Here is a 21,220-nt window from a genome sequence, read left to right on the forward strand (position 1 = left end):
GATGGACATCGCCCGATGACGCAAGCGCTTTCCCCCAGCCTGATCGTAATCCCGTGTCTCAACGAAGCGGCCCATATCGGCGCGCTGCTCGACCAGTTGTGCCCGGCGGCGGAACGGCTTGGCGCGCGGATCGTGGTTGCCGATGGCGGCAGTACCGACGGTACGCTGGCCATTGTCGGCGAGCGCCAGAAGAACGATCCGCGCATCGTGATGCTTCACAATGAAAAGCGTATCCAGAGCGCGGCGATCAACCTGGCGGTGGCCAGATTTGGCGAGGGTGCGCACTATCTGATCCGCATCGATGCCCATGGTGGTTACCCCGACGACTATTGCGACCGGCTGGTCGAGGAGGCGCTGGGCACCGGCGCCGATTCGGTCGTGGTGTCGATGCTGACCAGTGGCAGCGGCACCGTGCAGAAAGCGGCGGCGGCGGCGCAGAACTCCAAGCTTGGCACCGGCGGTTCCAAGCACCGTCACCTCTCCGCCGGCGAGTGGGTCGACCATGGCCATCACGCGCTGATGCGGATTTCGGCCTTCCAGGCCGTCGGGGGCTATGACGAGACATTCAGCCACAACGAGGATGCCGAACTCGATTACCGGCTGAGGCAGGCGGGTTACCGGATCTGGATGAGCGGCAGGACGCAGATGGTCTATTATCCGCGCACATCGCTGCGCGGCCTCTATTTTCAGTATCTCGGCTATGGCCGTGGGCGGGCCAAGAATGTGCTGAAGCACCGCGTCATCCCGAAGGTTCGGCAGATGGTGCCGCTGGCCGTCTTCCCCGTGGTCCTTCTCGCCGCCTTCTCCTTCGTGCACTGGATCGCGGCATTGCCGCTGTTGCTGTGGGTTTCGGTGTGCCTGGGTTACGGCCTGGTGACGGCCATCAGCCAGCGCAATGCCGACATCGCGCTGGCCGGCGTCTCGGCGATGGTCATGCATTTCGGCTGGTCCGTCGGCTTCTGGCTGCAGCTTCTCGGCCTCGGCGCGTGGCGGAGGGCGGCGTGATGGCGGTTCAGGTCAGGAACCGCAGCATCGACATCGGCGTATGCACGTTCCGGCGGCCGGAGCTGGCCGAAACGCTGCGCTCGCTCGCCGCCATGGAAATGCCCAGAGGTTTCGACGTCGGCGTCATTGTCGCCGACAATGACGACACGCCAGGCGCCAGGGACCTGGTCACGGCGCTGGCACAGGAATTGAAGCTGCCGGTCCGCTACCGCCACTGCCCGGCGCGCAACATCTCGATCGCCCGCAATGCTTGCCTCGATGCCAGCGAGGCGGATTTCCTGGCCTTCATCGACGATGACGAGACCGCTACCCCCCGCTGGCTGGCAGAACTCATGGCGAGGGCTGAGGAAAGCGGCGCCGCCGCGGTTCTCGGCCCGGTGCGCGCGCTCTATCGCCCGGATGCGCCGGAGTGGATGCGCCGTGGCGATTTCCATTCCACCTTGCCGGTCCGCGTGCGCGGCGAAATCCGCACCGGCTACACCTGCAACGTCTTGCTGCGCATGGGATCGGACAGCCTGCGCGGCCGCCGCTTCAGCCTGGCGCGCGGCCAGACCGGCGGCGAGGACACCGAGTTCTTCGACCAGATGCACAAGGCGGGCGGCCGGATCGCCTTCGCGCCTGAAGCGTGGGTGGACGAGGCGGTGCCTCGCGCCAGGGCCGCCTTCGACTGGCTCAGCCGCCGCCGCTTCCGGGTCGGCCAGACGCATGGCCGTCTGCTGGGGCAGAACACCGGAGGCATCGGCTTGGTCAAGCAACTGGGCCTCGCCTCGGCCAAGGCGCTGTATTGCTTTGCCGCCGCGCTTCCGGTCGCCGCCAGCCCGGTACGCAGGAACCGCTCCGTGTTGCGCGGCATCATGCATGTCGGTGTCGTCAGCGGCCTGGTCGGCATCCGTGAACTGCGCCTCTACGGCCAGCCTTCGCCGGGGGAAGGAGGCAAGCGTGCGGCCTGATCTTTCCTTCGTTCCCGACGTTTCTTTCGTGATCGCCGCCTACAACGCCGAGGCAACCCTCGACCGGGCGATCGCCAGCGCCATCGCGCAGACAGGAGTCAGCATCGAGATCGTCGTCGTCGACGACCGGTCGCGTGACGCCACGCTCGACGTCGCGCGGGCTTATCCCGAGCACATGGTGCGCGTCGTGGCGCTGGAAAAGAACAGGGGTCCCGGCGGCGCCAGGAATGCCGGGCTCGATGCCGCCCGGGGCAGGTGGATCGCGGTTCTCGATTCCGACGATGCCGTCTTTCCCAGCCGCATGGCGGCCATGATCGGCCGCGCCGAAAAGGCGGACGCCGAGATCGCCGTCGACAATCTCCAGGTCGTGCGTGAGGACGGCGTAGTCGAGGACGCGATGTTCCCGCGCCGGTATCTGGAAGGGCTGCGCGAGATTTCGCTGGCCACCTACATCGCCGGCAACATCGTCTTCGAATCGAAATTCAATCTCGGCTATCTCAAGCCGATATTCCTGCGCCGGTTCCTCGACGAGAACCGGCTTCGCTATGATGAGAAACTGAGGATCGGCGAGGACTACATCCTGTTTGCCGAAGCTCTGGCCATGGGCGGCAGATGCGTGGTCGAGCCCGAAATCGGCTATGCCTATCATATCCGCAGCGGTTCCATCTCGCGCGTGCTCGAGCCTCATCATGTCGAGGCGATGCGCAAGGCGGACGCCGAATTCGCTCAAACCCATCAGATGGACGAGGCGGCTGAGGCAGCCTTCGCCCGGCGCGGCCGCAGCCTGCGCAAGGCGGCCTCGTTCCTGGCGATGGTCCAGCACATCAAGGCGCGGTCTCCGCTCAAGGCGATCCGGACGGCGCTTAGCGACCCGGCGGCGGTCCGGCATATGGGCATGCCGATCGCCGTGCGGTTGCGAAGAGTAGCGGCACAGTTTGCCGTGGGGGCGGGGAGGTGAAGATGCAGGCACATGGAGGGATTTTTCGTGGCCTGTGAAGAAACTGCAGTCGATCTCCTCAGAAGGAATTTGCGATGAAGAAAATCAGGAAGGCCGTGATACCGGTGGCGGGGCTTGGAACACGGTTCCTGCCGGCGACCAAGTCGATGCCGAAGGAAATGCTTCCCGTCGTCGACCGGCCCGTCGTGCAATATGCGGTGGACGAGGCCTTCGAGGCCGGCATCGAGCACATCGTCTTCGTGACCGGCCGCAACAAGGCGGTCATCGAGGACTATTTCGACCTGCATCCCGAACTGATCGGAACCCTGGAGCAGACCGGCAAGAAGACCCAACTGGAAGCGCTCGAAAGCATGCTGCCGGTTGCCGGCGCCACCTCCTTCATCCGCCAGCAATCGCCGCAAGGCCTCGGCCATGCCGTCTGGTGTGCCCGCGAGGTCATCGGCAATGAGCCTTTCGCCCTGCTCTTGCCCGACATGGTTTCCTTCGGCGGGCGCGGATGCCTGGCCGAGATCACCGACCTTTATGCGCAGACCGGCGGCAACGTCATCGCCGTCGAGCGCTGCGATCCGAGCGAGACCAACAAATACGGCATCGTCGGCCGTGGCGCCGACATTGGCGGCGGCTTCGAGGTGACGGCCATGGTCGAAAAGCCGGCCCTGGCCAACGCGCCGTCGAACTTCTACATCAACGGCCGCTATATCTTGCAGCCGGAAATCTTCCAGCTTCTGGGCAACCAGCAGCGCGGCGCCGGCAATGAGATCCAACTGACCGACGCCATGGTCCGCCTGTCGCGGGAGCAGCCATTCTTTGCCCAGCCTTTCAAGGGCCGCATGTTCGACTGCGGTTCCAAGGAAGGGTTCATCCAGGCCAATGTCGCCTTCGCTCTGTCGCGCGACGACATGAAGGGCCCGGTTTTCGAGATGCTCCGGGAGTTCGTCCGGTCGCATGAACGCCAGGAAGAAGCCGCATAATGCCCATCTTTCGGGAGCATTGTCGGGCGGCTGACGGCGGAGGGGCCTGCCGGCTCCACGCTGTCCGGCACCAAGCGTGTGTCGCGCCTGCCAACGCTCCCGAACTTCCCGGGGCCTGCGAGCGAGACAAGCCAGAATTGGACCGAAGATGAATTATGCCAACTTTCCTCTCGACAAGAGGATGCCACTGTCGAATTCGGACGCAGCTGACGGCGACGACTTCATCGACATCGAGCGGCTGCTTGGCATGGCCGCACGGCAGGCCAAGGTGGTCGCCGTGTGCGCTGTCATCGGTCTTTTCCTGGGCTTGCTCTATCTGCAGACGACGCCGCCCAAATACCAGTCGATCGCCAGCGTGCTGATCGACGAGGGGCTGAACAAGATCGTCGACGACATCTCTGCGGCCTCGACGACCATGCAGACCGATTCGGCCATTCTGAGCCAGATCGAGATCCTGACCTCGACGCGGCTCGCCGCCGTGGTCGTCGACAAGCTCAAGCTCGACCAGAACGACGCGTTCATGAACCCGCCGCAGTCGGCGCTCGCCCAGGGCGTCGGCCTGATCCGCGGCCTGATCCAGTATGTTCGTCCGAGCCCTGTCATGCCGGGCGTTGGCGACATCTCCAAGCTCGATCCGGCGGCGCGCGATGCGCTGATTGCCACCTCGCGCCGCGACTACGCGATCCTCAAGCTGCAGAACGAAATCCGCGCCGACCGTGTCGGGCGAAGCTATGTCATCGCGCTCGGCTACCAGGCGACGGATCCGGGGCTGGCCACCGCCATCACCAAGGCCTATGCCGACGCCTATCTCGCCGATCAGCTCGATGCCAGCTTCGATGCAACCGAGCGCGCGGCGGTCTGGCTGCAGGGCCGGTTGACCGAACTGCGCGAGAGCTCGCAGCAGGCGTCGCTCGCGGTCGAGAAATTCCGGGCCGAACACGGCCTGTCCGCCAACAGCGACGGCCAGTTGATGAGCGACAAGCAGCTCGCCGACCTCAACGCCCAGCTCATCGTTGCGCAAGCCGACACCGCGCGCGCCAGCGCCCGCTACCAGCAGTACAAGCAGATCGTCGACAGCGGCTCCGACAATGCCTTCAAGGATGCCGCCATCTCGGCCGACCAGCCCAGCAGCGCGCTCATCTCGACGCTCAAGACCCGCTACCTCACTGTCGCCAAGCGGCAGCAGGATGTCGAGGCGAATTTCGGCCCCGAACATCCCCAGGCGGTGGCGCTTGCCAAGGAAAAGGCCGACATCTCGGCGCAGATATTCGGCGAACTGAAGCAGCTGACCCAGAGCTATCGCAACGAATATGAGGTGGCGCTGGCGCGCGAGACCGCGCTCAGGGCCAATGTCGCCGCCGCGCAGGGCAAGAGCTCCATCGACAACCAGTCGCAGGTCAAGCTGCGCGACCTCGACCAGAAGGCGACGGCGCTGACCACGCTCTATCAGACCTTCCTTGGCCGCTACGAGGAAGCCGCGCAGCAGCAGTCCTTCCCGGTCGGCAAGATACGCATCATCTCGGATGCGTCGACGCCGCTCTCCGCATCGAGCCCGCGCAGCATCATCGTGCTCTGCCTGTCGCTAGTGCTCGGCGTGCTGATGGGCGCCGGCTTTGGCGGTCTGAACGAGTTCAATGAGCGCTTCTTCAGGACCGGCGAGGAGGTGCGCGACCGCGTCGGCCTCAAATTCCTCGGTTACCTGCCGACCATCGGCGGCAAGCCGACCAAGGAAGACAAGCCGGCCGAGCCCGACCTAAAGGTTGCCAAATCGCCGGCCGCCATTGAAAGGCGCGCGCGCATGCGGGTCAGCATCGACGCTCCGGCATCGATGTTTTCCGAAACGCTGCGCAGCGCCAAGATCGCTTTCGATGTCGTGATGGAAGGGCAAGGCAGCCGCGTCATCGGCGTGATCTCGGTTTTGCCCGGCGAAGGCAAGTCGACGGTCGCGGCCAATCTCGCCGGCCTGCTTGCCGCCAATGGCGCCAGGACGCTGCTCATCGACGGCGATCTGCGCAATCCCGGCCTCAGCCGCGGCCTCGGCATGGAGGCCGAGCAAGGGCTGATGGAAGCGGTGGTGAGCGGCCAGACCTGGCAGTCCGTCGGCAAGATTGACCGGCAGACCAAGCTCGCGATCATCCCGGCCGTGTCGCGCGGGCATTTCTCGCACACCAGCGAGCTGCTCTCCTCGGCCGGCATGCGGCGTTTCATCGAGAACGCCAAGGAGACGTTCGAATACATAGTCGTCGACCTGCCGCCGCTCGGGCCGGTGGTCGACGCGAAGGCCTTCGCACCGCTGGTCGATGGTTTCGTGCTGGTCACCGAATGGGGCCGCACGCCACGCGCCATGGTGCGCTCGATGCTGGAATCCGAACCCTACGTCGCCAACAAGATCGTCGGCGCGGTGCTGAACAAGGTCGATCTCAAAAAGCTCGCCAAATACGGATCGTTCGGCGCATCGGAGAAATTCTTCGACAAATACTCGACCTACTATCTCGACAAGTCGGAAGTGCGGGCAAAGGCAAATGTCTGAGGTTTATCGCCGCCCATCACGCCTCGCGCGCACGATAGCGCAGTTGGAGGTTCGGTATGTGACGTATTTGGTGGCTACGCACGCTTACGGTCATCGTTTAAATCACGGTGAGCCTTCTTCCCAACGATAATCCAATGATTAAGACGGTTTCTAATTTTAGCTATGAGAACCTGATCTCCGGCCCTGTAGTCGGTGCCCTCGTCGTAAATCTTGATCCTGAGGGGTAAGTGCGCATTTCTTTTTGTAAGATACGCATGACGTCGCTCGACTTTTACGACGACTGTGTCGTCGGTTTTGTCGGTAACAACGGTACCTCGAAAAACCTCTCTTGCAGAGCGGCTGCGAGCCCTACGAGGAGGGTCGCTCTCGGTATCATAGCCCGGTATCAAGAACGCCCGCGTCACTAAAGGCGCGTCTAGACGCCCTCCAACATGGGGCTCCTTCATGGCCGCCAGCGCTATAGCTCGCGCCTCATCTATCGTTAGGTGCTTGATGTTGCTGTGGTTCTTCATCGGAAGTCGATCAATTCCAGATAGGTCCCCGCTGGATCAAGCAGAACCTTGGTTATTTGAAAAGAAGCATTTGGCATAAATAAGACTTCCTGCTCTTCAGGGAAGGCCGAAAGTCCGCTGATATCGCAACCTTGAGATGACTGGATCACTAGCATGTCCCGGCCGGCGAACGCGTTGACGCCCGTTGATGCACTAAGAAATGCCGGATCCCGATAACCAGCGGTTGGCTTGAGGGAAAGCAGGTTGAGCATGCTCGCAGGAATTTCTGTTCTTCTGTAGACGATACCGTCAAACGTGGGGAGTTTTTTGACGGCATCCTTCAAATCATTGAAGAGTGAGCCATAAAATTTGCCCTTTGGAATTCTGTTTCGTAGTCGCCGATTGAGTTCTGTGAAGCAGCCAGTGCCGTCGCGGAATCCCATAGAATAAGCATGCACTGCAAGGCTTTCCTGAAGGTTAAGCCCCATCGCTTGGCCTGCGACGCGAATGTTGCATTCTTCAGTTGACTCTAGGAACTCATTGAAGAGGTCATAACCCAACGACTCTCCAAAGAGGGCAATCCACTCGCCTTGCACGCCAACAATGCCCCACCCTGCATCCTCGACCACATTTCAATATCTGATCGAAGCTCACTAGACGAGCCTCGCACTTTTTCTATGCGGGTGTCGAGCCGAAACAAATGCTAGTCGGTGAGCTACGCCGCCTTCAGCCGGTAGCGAAACACAGTATGATCGAGCAGCAGCCTCATGCGCGGCTCGGCCTCTGTGGCCACCAGCCAGCTTGCCGCGATCATGGTCGCGCCTACCATTGCCATCGACAGGAGATAAGGCGCTCCGGCGCGGACCATGGCGCCCAGCATCGCCGCGCCGACGACGTCGTGGATCAGGTAGAGCGGATAGGTCATCAGGCCGATCCGGCGCCAGCCGCTCCAGCTGAGGTCAAGCTTGAGCGACCATGCCATCAGGGCGATGGCGACGAGGAAAATGAGAATCGGCGGTGCGTAGGGCATCACCGTGCCGACCTTGACGCTGTGGACGTCGACCGAACTGGCGATCTGTAATACGCCGCCGCCGAGGAACAGCAGGCAGAAGCCAAGGCGAGGGGCCGTCACCGCCTTGAACCGCATCAGCCAGATGAGCACGCCGACCGCGAAGAATGCGCCATGATGCACCAGTGTGAGCTGCAACAGCCGAGTTTCGGCGAAGTCGGACCAGCCGAGCGGATAATAGAGGCACCAGAACGCCGTGCTGACAAGGCCGATGACGATGGTTACCCTTTCCATGAGATCGAAGCGGCCGAGCCGCAGCAGGGTCCAGACGATGGCGTAGAAGGCGATCTCGATGCCGAGCGTCCAGTAGACGCTGTCCACCCACGGACCATAGGGCGCGAACAGGGCCGTCCGCACGAGCCTGACGGCCGCGTCGGTCGGCCAGCTCAAGCCGATGAGCAGCAGTAGCAAGGCGGTGATCGGCGCGCAGATCCAGACCGCGGGTGCGAGCCGCTTCACCCTGGCCTCGAAGAAGCGCAGCGGCGTCGAACGCTCGGCGCTGAAGGCGATGACGAAGCCGCTGATGACGAAGAAGATCTCGACGCCGACCCAACCGGACTCGACCCAGGCGCCGATACCGGGCTGTGCGGGAACGCCGCCGGTGGCTTGCGCGGAGATGCCGTCGGGATAGGCCCACACCCAGAAGCCGTAGTGGTAGACCATGACCATCACGGCGGCGAGGAACCGCAGGATGTCGACGCCGCCAAATGTAGTCTTCTGCTGAGCCATGCGATCCGATCGAATGGCCCCCCACGGGAATTGTAAGGTGGAATGTTGCATTGCACAATCAACGATTGTGCAATGCGCCCATCACAAAGTTCGCCGCGTCGCAACATCCTGGGCGCGGCCAGGCGTCGCCGGCAGGATCAGACCCCGATCCCGCGCGCCTTCATCGCGGCAGTGATCTCGTCGAGGATGACCGGGTCGTCGATGGTCGCCGGCATCGTCCATTCTTCCTTGTCGGCGATCTTCTGCATGGTGCCGCGCAGGATCTTGCCCGAACGTGTCTTCGGCAGCCGCTTGATCGTCACCACGGTCTTGAAAGCGGCGACCGGGCCGATGCGCTCGCGCACAAGCGCAACGACTTCCTGCTCGATGGCGCCGCCGTCGCGCGCCACGCCTGCGTTCAGCACGACGAAGCCGAGCGGAATCTGCCCCTTCATCGCGTCGGCGATGCCCACGACGGCACATTCGGCGACATCGGGATGGGCGGCCAACACCTCTTCCATCGCCCCGGTCGACAGCCGGTGGCCGGCGACGTTGATAATGTCGTCGGTGCGGGCCATGACGTAGAGATAGCCGTCCTCGTCGATCATGCCGGCGTCCGCCGTCTTGTAGAAGCCGGGGAACTCCTCGAGATAGGCCTGGCGGAAGCGGGCATCGGCGTTCCACAGCGTCGGCAGGCAGCCGGCCGGCAGCGGCAGCTTGACCACGACATTGCCGAGCGTGCCGCGCGGCACTTCGTGGCCGACATCGCTAAGGATGCGGATGTCGTAGCCCGGCATCGGCACGCCGGGCGAGCCGTACTTCACCGGCAGCAGGCCGAGCCCGGCCGGGTTGATGGTCATCGGCGAACCGGTCTCGGTCTGCCACCAATGGTCGACCACCGGCACATTCAGCTTCTGCTCTGCCCATTTGATGGTTTCAGGGTCGGCGCGCTCGCCGGCCAGGAATAGCGTGCGGAATTTCGACAGATCGTATTTCGGCACGAACTCGCCCTTGGGATCCTGCCCCTTGATGGCGCGGAAGGCGGTCGGCGCGGTGAACAGGGCGACCACGCCGTGTTGTTCGATCACCCGCCAGTAGGTGCCGGCGTCGGGCGTGCCGATCGGCTTGCCTTCGAAGAGCACGCTGGTGCAGCCATGCAGCAGCGGCCCGTAGACGATGTAGGAATGGCCGACCACCCAGCCGACATCGGAGGCCGCCCAGAACACTTCTCCCGGCTCGACGCCGAACTCGTTGTCCATCGTCCATTTCAGCGCGACCATGTGGCCGCCATTGTCGCGCACGATGCCCTTCGGCTGTCCGGTCGTGCCCGAGGTGTAGATGATGTAGAGCGGATCGGTGGCCAGCACCGGCACGCAGTCGACATTGGCTCCGGCCGCCCGTTCGCGGGCGACGGCATCGGCATAGTCGATGTCGAAATGGTCCTTCATCTCGCAGCGCAGCTGGTCGCGCTGCAGGATCAGGCAGGCGTCCGGCCTGTGGCGGGACATCTCGATCGCCCTGTCGAGCAGCGGCTTATAGGCGACGATACGCCCTGGTTCCAGGCCGCAGGAGGCCGAGATGATCAGTTTCGGCTTTGCGTCGTCGATGCGGGTGGCCAATTCATGCGAGGCAAAGCCGCCGAAGACGACCGAATGCACGGCCCCGATGCGGGCGCAGGCGAGCATGGCGATGGCCGCTTCCGCCACCATCGGCATGTAGATGATGACCCGGTCGCCCTTGCCGATGCCACGGTTCTTCAGCACCGAGGTCAGCGCCACCACGTCGCGTTTCAGTTCGGCATAGGTGAATTTTTTCACCGTTCCGGTGATGGCGCTGTCGTGGATCAGCGCGATCTGGTCGGCCCGGCCGCCGGCAACATGCCGGTCAAGGGCATTGTAGCAGGTGTTGCAGGTCGCGCCGGTGAACCAGCGGCCGTAGACGCCGGCGTCGGCATCGAACACCTTGTCCCATGGCGAGTACCAGTCTATGGCGCGGGCCGCGTCGGCCCAGAATTTTTCCGGGTCGCGTTTCCAGCCGTCATAGACCTCGTGATAGCGTGAAGCCATCCATATTCTCCCCAGCAACGGTTTGCCGCCCTTGCCAATAGCCTATGTTGTTTCTTCCGGCGATGTCTCCCTGCATTTTCGTCTCAGGCGGCGGCGACTTGACCGGATAGGCGCGGTGTCGTGAAGTGCCGCGGCGCGGAGGGAAAACGAATGCACCATCGGTGGTCTGGCGTGGCAAGGCCAGCGGTTGCGTTGGCCATTGGCGCGGCGCTCGCGGCTTCAGCCGGGACCGCCCATGCCGGCGATGCCGCCGCACGGCGCATCATCGGCTTCTCGCCGGATGGCGCCTACTTCGCCTTCGAGCAATATGGAACGCTCGATGCCGGTGCCTCGGATTCCGGTTATTCCGAGATCGATATTATCGATGTCGGCACGGACACATTTATCGGCGGCAAGCCGATCCTGGTGGTCGACGAATCCGAGGACGCGACGCTGACACTGGAGAAGGCGAGAGCGCAGGCGGCCGCCAAGGCGGCACCTGTCCTTGCGAAATACGCCATCGCCAAGCGCGGCGAGCAGACGGCTTCCGACAAGTTCACCTTTCCCGGCGACATGGTGGCCTATGGCGACATCTCCCGGCTGGAGCAAGTGTCGCAGAAATGGCTTTCGCCGACCTATGGTGAAACGGGCATTTCGACCATCCAGCTCGACGAGGTCCTGGCGGCGAGCTCGGCCGATTGTTCGGCAAGCTTCGAGGAGGCGAAGCAAGGCGCCCCGGCAGCTCAGGACGAGAACGCTCTTCAAGGCGACAAGACCGGCAAGGCGCTCGGCTTCCGCCTGACGCTGCAGGGACAGGACGGCAAGCCGTTCAAGACCCTGCATGAGGACAAGACAGTGCCGGGCTCGAGGAACTGCCCGACGTCCTACAGCCTGTCGGAAGCCTACGAATTCAAACCCGCCGGCAAGCCGGCGGTGATCGCCGTGCTGGTGCAGCGCTTCAGCCAGGGCTTTGAAGGGCGCGATCGCCGCTTCATCGCGGTGACCGGGCAACCACGCTGAGCGCTGACCGGTAGCCGTCTAACAAACGGAATTCGTTGGATAAAAGTCGATCGAACTAGATCGGCAAGGCCACAAGCATGAGGCCGACTCCGCCGAAGATCAAAATGGCTGTCGCCAGAGCCTTCCGATGACGTTCGAAAGTCGTCGGAGCCCGCTCCCAATTGTAACGCATACGCTATCTCCCCAAGACCCGGGAAGTTCTTACCTTACCTCAGGGAAGAAAAGCAACGGCTCTGCAGGTCGACACGCTTGCCTGGCGCGTCGTTCCGGCGACTATTTCTGGGACGATTATCGGCTGTGGATGGAGCTTGCGGCCTGACGAAGGCCGGTCACGATCCAAGATTGCGCGAGCCATCACCCGGCCGGCCGATAGACAGCGCCCCACCACCGCGCTATCTCATTTCGGGGTTTGCATGGCTATTTGGGGTTCGTGATGGAAATTGCCTCTGGAACAGTTCTGCGGCTGGCGGAGGATGCGTCGGTCCAGCATGTCGGCGATGGCGCGGTCGTGCTTCTGGCGCGCAGTGGCCAGCTCTATACCTGCAACGGCACCACCGAGGCCTTTCTCGACAAGGTCGATGGCGCGCGCAACCTCGGCCAGATCGTCGGCCTGCTTTGCGAGGAGTTCGAGGTCGACAAGGGCACGCTTGACGAGGACATGGCGGAGTTGGCCGCCGAACTGGTCTCGGAAGGCATCCTCGCCGCCCCGGGGCTTGATAGCTGATGGTACGTGCCTGATGGCGGACAGTCCTCTCCTGCGCGCCTTGTTCCGCTGCCATCTCTGGGCCAGCGCGCGGCTGATGCCGGTCCTGATTGCCAACCGCAGCTTCGAGGAGGTGCTGAAATGGGCGCCGCTCGCCTCCTCGACGCCCTATCGCGGCTTGCCGGCCAGTTACATCGTCACGCGCGTCAACCGTGCCGTGCGCCGCCCCTGGCTGATGCGCGATCGCAGATGTCTGCGCGAAGGTCTGCTTGGCCACCGTTTCCTGCGCTTCGCCGGCTTCGATCCGGAGTTGCGCTTCGGCGTCGATCCGAAGTCACTGCAGGCGTCGCGGCTGTCGGCGCATTGCTGGGTCTGCCTCGACGGCAAGCCGGTGGTCAGCGACAGCTTTCCCGGCATGGTCGAGATCTATCGCCACCATGACCGTGCCACCAAGGTGCGCCCCGCTTGACCAGACCTTGCGCTTTCTATGACCTCAACGGGCAGGTCCTCGGCATATCGGCTGAACGCGCCGCGCTGTGGCTGGACTTCGACAGGATGCTGGCAAGCCTGCGTATCGAAGGTCCCGTCGAGCCGGGCTTTCGCCTCGATATCGCTGAGGTGGATGTCCTGGCTGAGACACCCGGCGGATCGCTCGTCTTCGACGGTGAGATACCGGAGGATGGCTATTGCCGGATGATCGCCGATGGCGCCACCGTCCATCTCGTCTTTCCCGGGCGCCAGACCGTTGCGATCAACGACGAGCAAGGCTGGGCCGAACTGCGGGTTCGCCCTGGCGCCAAAGCGGCCTGGACGCCATCGATGCTCGTGCTGGACGCGGCACTCGACGCCGGTGGCCAGCATATGCTGCACACCGCCGGGCTGACATTACCGGACAACGACACCGTCGTGCTGATCCATGCGCCCAGCGGCACGGGCAAGAGCACGACATCGCTCGCCCTGGCGACACAAGGTTTCGGGCTCTGTTCCGATGATGCCATGATCCTGAATGTCGCTTCGGACCGACCCGTGGCCTGGGGGCTGCCGCGCCACGCCAAGATCCACGAGAATACCGCCCGAATGATCCCGCAGGTGTCGCCCTGCCTTGGACCATCATGGGACCGCAACGGCGAACAGGCCGTCTCGCTGGAGCGGCTGAGCGAAATCATACGCATCGAAAGCCCGGCGGCCCGGCCGGTAGCCGCGCTCCTGCACCTGGCGCGTTCGCCCGACAGCGAGACCCGGCTCGCACCCATGGCCCGGACCGACGCGATGGTGGCGCTGGCGATGGACAATGTCCGAACCGGCATGACTGGCCTGCTGCCCTCGCAGAAACGCCGGCTGGCGACGATCGGCAGGCTGGTCTCGTCGGTGCCGACCTTCACGCTGGAAGTAGGCTCACGCCCGGCCGACGCGGCGGCGCTGATCTGCGCCACGTTGGCATCGGCGGACTGACGGCCGCCTCAAGCGGCGTGTGGCCTCTTTGCTTTGACGCAATTGCTGCAGGAAAACCGCCTCACACTTTTCCTGGAATTGCTCTGGCTTTGGCCAACCGCTGGATCCAGCGGAAGGCATCGCGGCGCAGGCGCGAGCCGATCTTCTCTCTTGAATTGACCCTGAGCAGTGTGTTCGTCGTGATCAGCTTCTTGGCCAGCCGTATCGACAGGTCGGGCTTGATCCGCCCGGCGAGTTCAAGCGCATGCGGCTCGCCGAACAACCGGCCCGTCACGTTGAGCACGATCGCCAGTTCGAGCTCGATGCCGGTCATGCGTGCCGCGTCGAGCAGGCGGGTTTCCGATTCCGCCGATTGCAAGGCCCGCACGCCTTGCAGCACGTCCACGCAAAGCTGCAGCCGGTGGAATTTGTGGCCTCCGGCGGCATGCACGATGGCGATCGTCAAAAGTGCGGCCGGCGTGTCCGTCGCGTCAGCATCGATGATGCCCAGCTCGCGAAACCCCAGCGACAGGCGGCGACGCATGCCCGTGTCATGCACGAGGTCGCCGTGCAGTTCGACCAGAAGGCTCGAATTCTCTTTTTCCAGCCATTTGAATTCCTGCAACTGGTAGGATTCGGCCTCGTCGCTGCTGAGTTCGAAGCCGCATGAGGCGATTACCGTGTTGGCCCGGGGCAGGTCGGCAGGATCGACGAGAATATCGATGTCGGTGAACGGCCTGTCGGAGACGTGACGGTAGAGCTTTCGCGCGAAGACCGGTCCCTTGACGATCCGTGCCGCAATGCCTTGCGCCGCCATCGCCTTCATGATGCGGTCGCCGTGGTATTGCAGCAGCATCGACTGGCCGGTGGCGATCGTCGCCTTGTCGCGCAAATCTTCAAGCTTCTCGCGCACGCCGCCCGACGGCAGATGTGCGTCGCCGCTCTCCCTGAGCTTGCGCAGCATGATCGGCAGGATGCCGTGGAATTCGGCATTGTCGAGCAGCGCCGACAGGGCCGCTGCCGACACATTGCTCCCGACCGCCGCGGCTTCCGGATCGGCGTAGCGCAGCAGCAGCTTTTCCTCGGCGGTGGTAAGGGATGGCAGCATCGATCAGGACAGGTGTTGGCTATGGCGGGATTGTCGGGATGGTTGCAGAAAAGCGCTGCTGAAGCCAGCCTTACATGCCCCAGCGCAGCGCGGCCGTGTGGACAGGTGCGTCCCACCAACCCGTCAATTCGTCGTCGAGCAGGGTCAGCGTGATCGAGCAGCCGGCCATGTCGAGCGAGGTGACATAGGTCCCGACCAGCGAACGGCGTATCGTCACGCCGCGCTTCTCCAGAATTCGGCGCGCACTGTTGTACATCAGATAGAGCTCCATCAGCGGCGTGCCGCCGAAGCCGTTGACGAACAGCAATGCCGGACCCTTCGCCCGGTCGCCGAGATCGCCCAGGATCGCGGCGCAAATCTCCTCGGCAATCGCGTCGGCGCTTTTCAGCCTGTCGCGGCGGCGGCCCGGCTCGCCATGAATGCCGACGCCGAATTCCATCTCGCCATCGCCGATGTCGAAGGTCGGTTTGCCGGCTGCAGGCACGGTGCCGCTGGTCAGCGCCACGCCCATCGAGCGGGTCGCGGCATTGACGCGCTCGCCCAGCGCCTTCAATACCGGCAACGCCATGCCATGTTCGGCCGCCGCGCCGACGATCTTTTCCACCACCAGGGTTCCGGCCACGCCGCGTCGACCGGTCGTATAGGACGAGTTCTCCACCGCGACATCGTCATTGGTGACCACCTGCAGCACGCCATCGGACATTTCGGCGGCCATGTCGAAGTTCATCACGTCGCCCTCATAGTTCTTGACGATGAACAGGCAGCCGGCGCCCGTGTCGACAGCCTGGGCGGCCGCCATCATCTGGTCCGGCGTCGGCGAGGTGAACACCTGGCCGGGGCAGGCGGCATCCAGCATGCCGTGACCGACAAAGCCGCCATGCATCGGCTCATGGCCGGAGCCGCCGCCGGAGATCAGCGCCACCTTGCCCGGCTTGAGCGCCTTGCGGCGGATGAATTTGTGCTCCTCGCCAAGCGCAAGGATATCGGCATGGGCGGCAACGAACCCGTCGAGGCTCTCGGTCAGAACCGTGTCCACCGAGTTGATGAATTTCTTCAAGGCCGTCTCCTCCCGAAATAGCCTGTCATCAAAGGTCGCTCAGCCACTCTTGCCGGTGATGCTGGTGACCTTCTGGATGAATTCGTTGATGGCGCGGTCGAGCGCCGCATTCTGCTTCTCGTCGCCGAAATCCGGCACGATGAGCGAAACGTGCCTGGTCTTGCGCGCGCCGGCGGCGGCCGAAATCTTGCCTGGATGGGCCTGGTGATAGGCGGCAAGAAACTGGTCCCGTTCGGCCTGGCTGAAATGGCAGACGGAAAAGATGGCGGGCAGATGCTTCGACGGGATTGGGATCGAATAGGCCGGGCTCGAAATCTGCGTGACGAAACTACGGTGCTTGCCGAGCGCGTCGGCAAGCCGCTGGCGCATGCCGGACGGCCGCTGGTCGATGACATGCGACAGGATCGTCTTGTAGGCGCGGATCGCGTCTTCGGAACCGGGCTCGGGTGTCTTGTCGATCATGCCCGCCGCCTAGACCGGGACATCTGATATGGCCGCCTTGGCCATGGCGAGTTGCGCCGGCGCCACCGAGAGGTCGCGCAGGCCGGCTTCGAGCAGCGACGGGATCGAGGCGGGGTCGCCGCCGGCATCGCCGCACAGGCTGACAGGAATGGCGTTCTCCCGTCCGAAGGCCGCGACCGCACCGATCAGCCGCAGCACAGCCGGGTGACGAACCGAATTCAGATGCGCGACCGCCGCATTGTCGCGCGCCGCCGCCATCACATACTGCGTCAAATCGTTGGAGCCGATCGACAGGAAGGCGACGCCGGCGAACGCCTCCGGCGCGATCGCCACCGAAGGCACTTCGACCATGATGCCGAGCGGCGGCATCCTTTGCGCGATGCCACGCGCGGCAAGGGCCGCCTGCTCCTCGGCGAAGAGGGCCGCGGCGCGTTCATATTCTTCTGATGTGGCGATCATCGGAAACATGACTTTGAGATTGCCGTGTGGCGCGGCGCGCAGCAATGCCCTGATTTGAACGCGGAATATATCGGGCCTAGCTAGTGACAGCCTGACACCGCGCAGGCCGAGGAACGGGTTGCCCTCTTCGACCGTAAAGCCCGGCACGGGCTTGTCGCCGCCGGCATCGACGGTGCGGATCGTCACCGGTTTCCCGCCGGCCCATTCGAGCACCTTGCGGTAGCCGCGATACTGCGTTTCCTCGTCCGGCAGCGTCTTGCCGAACAGGAATTCGGTGCGCATCAGGCCGACACCGTCGCAAGTCGCGATATCGATGGCATCGACATCCCCGGGGTCGGCGATGTTGACCTGCACGCGCACCGCTGTGCCGGCTCTCGTCGCCGCCGGCCGCGCCAGAAAGGTCCGCGCCTTGCCCTGTCGGGCCGCGAAGGCGGAAGCCGCCTGCCGGAATGCGCCGATCTCCGGGAGCGAGGGCGCCACAACGATATTGCCGTGCTCCGCGTCGAGCAGCGCCATGCCGGCAGCACCGGTAAACGGCTCGCCCAGGCCCACGACCATCGGCACGCCGCGCGAGCGCGCGAGCATGGCGACATGGCTGGCGGTGCTGCCCGCCTTGAGCGCGATGCCGCCGCCATGGCTCCAGTCGGTTTGGAGAAAGCGCGTCGGCGCGATGTCCGCGCCGTAGAGGATGGCGCCGGCCGGTGCCGCGCGCTGATCGTCCTCGGTCAGGGCGCGCAGCACCTGGTCCCTGATATCGCGCAGGTCCGTGGCGCGGGCGCGGAAATAATCCTGGTCCGAGGCCTCGTAGCCGGCGATCTCGGCACCGAGTGCCTGACGCCAGGCCGCGTCGGCGGCTTTTCCGGAGGCTATCGATGCAAAGGCCGGCCCGCTCAGCGCATCGTCTTCCAGCATGGCGATGTGGAATTCGAGTATGCCGGCGGCATCGCTGTCGGCTGTCCCGACCATGGCCACGAGCCGGTTCACCGCCTTGTCGATCGCGGTTTCCAGCGACGTCCGCTCCTCCGCGGCGGTTGCCTTGCCTGTATAGGTGCCCTGAGGCCGATCGAGCTCGAACAAAGGCCCCTCGGCATAGCCGGCAGCGGCCGCGACACCCTCAATGCGCATGGCCCGCATTCCTGCCGGGCCGGCCAAGATATGCGTCGGCTTCAGGCCGAGCGGGCATGACCGGCATCCTCGTCGAAATCGCGCTGCACCAGTTCGATCAAGGCACGCACGGCATCGCTGGCGCCATCGCCATTGGCCCTGACGTGCAGAACCGTGCCCTTCGGCGCCTTGGCGGCCATCACCTTGACGATGCTCTTGGCATCGAACCATGGGCCGTTGGCGGCGAGCGCTATCTCGACGTCGGCGGCAAAGCTCTTGGCCAGTTTGGTGAACTTTACCGAAGGACGCGCGTGCAGGCCCACATCGTGGGTGATCAGGACGGTCGCTTCGGCGGTTGCGGACATGTCTTCAAAATTCCCGTTCATTCACGACGGCGACAATTCATGCGCCGTCGCCACCACTTCCCGCAGCGAGGCGCCGCCGGATGCCTCGGTCGCGGCCATCACCGCGCCCTCGACGATCGGCGCGTTGCAGACGATGATTTTCTGCGCGCGCGGCTCGCCGATCATCTCGACCGCCATTTCCGAATTGGTCTCGGCGCCGCCGAGATCGACCAGGATGGCGACCCCGGCTTCCGACCAGGCCTTGTCGATGGCGCCCATGATCGCCTCGACATTGGTGCCGAGCCCGCCATGGCCGTTTCCACCGCACCACGCAAGCGGCACTTCGTCGCCCACCATCTGGCGTACCATGTCGGCGGTGCCTTCCGCGACCAGCGGTGAATGCGACACGATCACGATCCCGACATTGCTCATGCCTTGTCCCCGATGATTTGCGCGACCGTGCGCACCAACAGCGCGGTCGAGCGCGCGCCGGCATCCATATGGCCGATGGAGCGGTCGCCGAGGAAGGAGGCGCGGCCGCGCAGCGCTTTCATCGGCACGGTCGCTTCGGCCGCAGCGTCGGCAATGTCGGCCAGTTCGCTGGCCGTTTTGCCGACGGCCAGCGCGTCGTGCACCGGCTGCAGCACATCGAGCATGGTCTTCTGGCCGACCTGTGACTTGCCTCGCGCCGCGACCGCCTCGATCGCCTTGCCGAAAGCCGCCGTCAGGTTGGCATGGTCGGGGTCAGTCGAAATCTCCTTGCCGAGCGCCATGAACAGCGTCCCGAACAGCGGGCCGGACGCCCCGCCCACCGTCATCACCAGCTTGGTGCCGATCGCCTTCAGGGCTTCCGGCAGCGGCTTGGCCGAATACGCCTCGGTCTCGGCGCGCACGGCCTCGAAGCCGCGCTTCATGTTCAATCCGTGGTCGCCGTCGCCGATCGCCTGGTCGAGCGCCGTCAATTCCTCGGCGTGCGCGGCGATCGCATCCGCGGCGGCCGTGATCAGCCTCGAAAGGTTCAGCGCCGTCATGTCGCCCGAATCCCCGGTTTCCACCTCGCCCGCAGTAGCGAAAGAACGATCGTTCGACAACTGGAGCATGCGTCAGGCCGTGGCATGCTGCGCGGCGGCAGCCGCGAACGCCTCGGCCACTGCATGGGCGCCTGGGTCGACCACCCCCAGCAATCTGGTGCCGACATAGGCCGACCGCCCGGCCTTCGCCTTCTCCATCGCGGCCGTGGCGTCGGCACCGTGCAGGGCCGCCGTCGCCGCTTCCTCCAGACCGTTGGCGTCGAGCGCCTTCAAGGCCGGCTCCAATGCATCGACCATGGTGCGGTCGCCGATCCCGGCGCCGCCGTAGAAGGTCATCCTTTCGAGGCCGGCGAGCAGGGCCTTGGAGATGGTCGCACCGCCGGCAAGCGCTTGTGATGCCGCCGTGAAGAAGATCGACAGCAGGACCCCGCTCGAGCCGCCCATGGACGAGCTCAGAATATCACCGATCGCACCGAGCGTCGCCGAGGCGTCGGCAAGCGGCAGGCCGTCCAGCCGCTCCAGCACGCTGCGGGCGCCGGTCGCCACCGTCGAGCCGGTGTCGCCGTCACCGGCCTTGGCGTCGAGGTTGTTCAGGCCGGCTTCGATCGCGATCAGCCTTTCACAGACGCTGGCGATGAGGCGCCTGGCGTTTGCGTCCTGGCTGGGCTTGCGCGCCGCTGCCTCACCGGCTGGCTTGGCCATCGGGACGAGGGCAGGTGCGGCAACCGGCTTTGCCGGGGTCCAGGCGTGCGGGCCGACCGGCGCCAGCAAGGCCGCCTCGCGCGCCGCGTCGAGCCGGATCAGCGACAGCGAGAAACCGTTCATGTTGAGCGCCGTCATCAGTGGGCCGGGGCCGAGCGTCAGCTTCACGGTCCTGGCCAGTGGCGACGCAAGCACCGCATTGGCGACGACAGACATTTCGAGCGGCGGCACCGAGCCGAGATTGTTGATCAGCAAGGCATGGCTGGCCGAGGGGTCGAGCCGCGTCGCCAGGCGCTCCGCCATGACAGCCACGAGCCGGTCGGCGCTCTGCACGGCGATGCGCTCCACGCCGGGCTCGCCATGGATGCCGAGGCCGAGCTCACCATCGTTTTCGCCGAACCGGTCTTCGTGCGGCTGGCCTGGGATCGAGCAGGACGACAGCGACATGCCGAGCGAGACGATGTCCTTCGCCGCCGCCCGCGCCGCCGAGGCGATCTCGGACAGGTCGCGGCCGGCTTCCGACAGATGCCCCGCGATCTTGTGCACGAACAGCGTGCCGGCGACACCGCGCGGCTGGGCGATGTCGGGCAAGGCGATGTCGTCGGCGACGATCACCATCTCGACACGCAGACCCTCGGCGCGCGCCTTCTCGGCGGCGAGGCCGAAATTGAGCCGGTCGCCGGTATAGTTCTTGACGATCAGAAGGCAGCCGGCCGGGCCGGTGACCGCGCGGATGCCGGCCAGCACCGCCTCGACACTTGGCGAGGCGAAGATCTCGCCCGAAACCGCCGCCGTCAGCATGCCCTTGCCGACGAAGCCGGCATGCGAGGGCTCGTGCCCGGCGCCGCCGCCGGAGACGACACTGACCTTGGTTCTGTCCCAGTCGGCGCGCAGCACGACCTTGATTTCGGGATAGCCGTCGAGGCGCGCCAGATCGCCCGAACCAATGGTCCGCAACAAACCGTCGAGCGCCTCGGTGACGATGGTTTCCCTGCGGTTGAAAAAGTGCTTCATCGAATTTGTCCCGTATTCGCAATCGTCAGTCACATCAGGCGCGAACTGCCAGCAACGG

At 64.4% G+C, this 21,220-nt stretch carries 20 protein-coding genes; 9 read left to right on the top strand and 11 right to left on the bottom strand.

The annotated features are described in order from the left end of the window. The first annotated feature begins 15 nt into the window (after positions 1-15). From FJ967_RS18935 to FJ967_RS18955, 5 genes are all read left to right on the top strand, one after another. A complete protein-coding gene (locus FJ967_RS18935) occupies positions 16-1,005 on the top strand; it encodes a glycosyltransferase family 2 protein (protein WP_140733343.1) in 990 nt (329 codons plus the stop codon). Next, on the top strand, positions 1,005-1,955 hold the full coding sequence (locus FJ967_RS18940) for a glycosyltransferase family 2 protein (RefSeq protein ID WP_140733344.1): 951 nt from the start codon (positions 1,005-1,007) through the stop codon (positions 1,953-1,955). Before FJ967_RS18935 ends, FJ967_RS18940 begins: the two co-directional genes overlap by 1 nt. After that, positions 1,945-2,913, top strand: a complete 969-nt coding sequence (locus FJ967_RS18945; RefSeq protein WP_140733345.1) for a glycosyltransferase family 2 protein — start codon at positions 1,945-1,947, stop codon at positions 2,911-2,913. The genes FJ967_RS18940 and FJ967_RS18945 overlap by 11 nt, the downstream gene beginning before the upstream one ends. 74 nt (positions 2,914-2,987) lie before the next feature. Beyond that, on the top strand, positions 2,988-3,884 hold the full coding sequence (locus tag FJ967_RS18950) for a UTP--glucose-1-phosphate uridylyltransferase (protein ID WP_140733346.1): 897 nt from the start codon (positions 2,988-2,990) through the stop codon (positions 3,882-3,884). A 148-nt stretch (positions 3,885-4,032) separates the two neighbouring features. Then, the gene (locus FJ967_RS18955) at positions 4,033-6,414 is read left to right on the top strand and encodes a polysaccharide biosynthesis tyrosine autokinase (RefSeq protein WP_140733347.1); all 2,382 of its coding nucleotides are present in this window, start codon (positions 4,033-4,035) and stop codon (positions 6,412-6,414) included. A 508-nt stretch (positions 6,415-6,922) separates the two neighbouring features. Here FJ967_RS18955 and FJ967_RS18965 read toward each other — a convergent pair. The 3 genes from FJ967_RS18965 to FJ967_RS18975 all read right to left on the bottom strand — a co-directional run bounded on the left by FJ967_RS18965 (position 6,923) and on the right by FJ967_RS18975 (position 10,748). Further along, positions 6,923-7,534: an ADP-ribosyltransferase domain-containing protein gene (locus tag FJ967_RS18965; protein WP_140733349.1), complete on the bottom strand. Its 612-nt coding sequence runs from the start codon at positions 7,532-7,534 to the stop codon at positions 6,923-6,925. 86 nt (positions 7,535-7,620) lie between these two features. Next, positions 7,621-8,703, bottom strand: a complete 1,083-nt coding sequence (locus FJ967_RS18970; protein WP_140733350.1) for an acyltransferase — start codon at positions 8,701-8,703, stop codon at positions 7,621-7,623. Positions 8,704-8,840: 137 nt separating this feature from the next. After that, on the bottom strand, positions 8,841-10,748 hold the full coding sequence (locus tag FJ967_RS18975) for a propionyl-CoA synthetase (protein ID WP_140733351.1): 1,908 nt from the start codon (positions 10,746-10,748) through the stop codon (positions 8,841-8,843). A 171-nt stretch (positions 10,749-10,919) separates the two neighbouring features. Here FJ967_RS18975 and FJ967_RS18980 point away from each other — a divergent pair, with 171 nt between their 5' ends. The 4 genes from FJ967_RS18980 (at position 10,920) to FJ967_RS18995 (ending at position 13,902) form a co-directional block, all read left to right on the top strand. Beyond that, on the top strand, positions 10,920-11,747 hold the full coding sequence (locus FJ967_RS18980) for a DUF2259 domain-containing protein (protein ID WP_246675312.1): 828 nt from the start codon (positions 10,920-10,922) through the stop codon (positions 11,745-11,747). A 433-nt stretch (positions 11,748-12,180) separates the two neighbouring features. Further along, positions 12,181-12,471: a PqqD family protein gene (locus FJ967_RS18985; protein WP_140733352.1), complete on the top strand. Its 291-nt coding sequence runs from the start codon at positions 12,181-12,183 to the stop codon at positions 12,469-12,471. A gap of 13 nt (positions 12,472-12,484) precedes the next feature. After that, positions 12,485-12,919, top strand: a complete 435-nt coding sequence (locus FJ967_RS18990; RefSeq protein ID WP_140733353.1) for a lasso peptide biosynthesis B2 protein — start codon at positions 12,485-12,487, stop codon at positions 12,917-12,919. Next, positions 12,916-13,902, top strand: coding sequence for a serine kinase (locus FJ967_RS18995; RefSeq protein ID WP_140733354.1), 987 nt, complete (start codon positions 12,916-12,918; stop codon positions 13,900-13,902). Before FJ967_RS18990 ends, FJ967_RS18995 begins: the two co-directional genes overlap by 4 nt. Positions 13,903-13,963: 61 nt before the next feature. On the opposite strand, the gene FJ967_RS19000 is transcribed toward FJ967_RS18995, so the two are convergent. The 8 genes from FJ967_RS19000 to FJ967_RS19035 form a co-directional block, all read right to left on the bottom strand. Beyond that, entirely contained in the window at positions 13,964-14,989 is a 1,026-nt protein-coding gene (locus tag FJ967_RS19000; protein WP_140733355.1) for a nucleotidyltransferase family protein, read from the bottom strand. Between the two features lie 70 nt (positions 14,990-15,059). After that, entirely contained in the window at positions 15,060-16,046 is a 987-nt protein-coding gene (gene dhaK / locus FJ967_RS19005; protein ID WP_140733356.1) for a dihydroxyacetone kinase subunit DhaK, read from the bottom strand. Between the two features lie 39 nt (positions 16,047-16,085). After that, a complete protein-coding gene (locus FJ967_RS19010) occupies positions 16,086-16,508 on the bottom strand; it encodes a hypothetical protein (RefSeq protein ID WP_140733357.1) in 423 nt (140 codons plus the stop codon). Between the two features lie 9 nt (positions 16,509-16,517). Next, positions 16,518-18,092: a phosphoenolpyruvate--protein phosphotransferase gene (gene ptsP, locus FJ967_RS19015; RefSeq protein WP_181175990.1), complete on the bottom strand. Its 1,575-nt coding sequence runs from the start codon at positions 18,090-18,092 to the stop codon at positions 16,518-16,520. Between the two features lie 41 nt (positions 18,093-18,133). Continuing rightward, complete coding sequence (locus FJ967_RS19020) at positions 18,134-18,436, bottom strand: HPr family phosphocarrier protein (protein WP_140733359.1); 303 nt, start codon at positions 18,434-18,436, stop codon at positions 18,134-18,136. A 21-nt stretch (positions 18,437-18,457) separates the two neighbouring features. Further along, positions 18,458-18,847 carry a dihydroxyacetone kinase phosphoryl donor subunit DhaM gene (gene dhaM / locus FJ967_RS19025; RefSeq protein WP_006325214.1) on the bottom strand — a complete coding sequence of 130 codons (390 nt, stop codon included), beginning with the start codon at positions 18,845-18,847 and terminating at the stop codon, positions 18,458-18,460. After that, on the bottom strand, positions 18,844-19,446 hold the full coding sequence (gene dhaL / locus FJ967_RS19030) for a dihydroxyacetone kinase subunit DhaL (protein ID WP_140733360.1): 603 nt from the start codon (positions 19,444-19,446) through the stop codon (positions 18,844-18,846). The genes dhaM and dhaL overlap by 4 nt, the downstream gene beginning before the upstream one ends. Positions 19,447-19,518: 72 nt before the next feature. Continuing rightward, positions 19,519-21,162 carry a dihydroxyacetone kinase subunit DhaK gene (locus FJ967_RS19035; protein ID WP_140733361.1) on the bottom strand — a complete coding sequence of 548 codons (1,644 nt, stop codon included), beginning with the start codon at positions 21,160-21,162 and terminating at the stop codon, positions 19,519-19,521. Between the last annotated feature and the right edge of the window lie 58 nt (positions 21,163-21,220).

The sequence above is a fragment of the Mesorhizobium sp. B2-3-4 genome (assembly GCF_006442315.1).
Classification (GTDB): domain Bacteria; phylum Pseudomonadota; class Alphaproteobacteria; order Rhizobiales; family Rhizobiaceae; genus Mesorhizobium.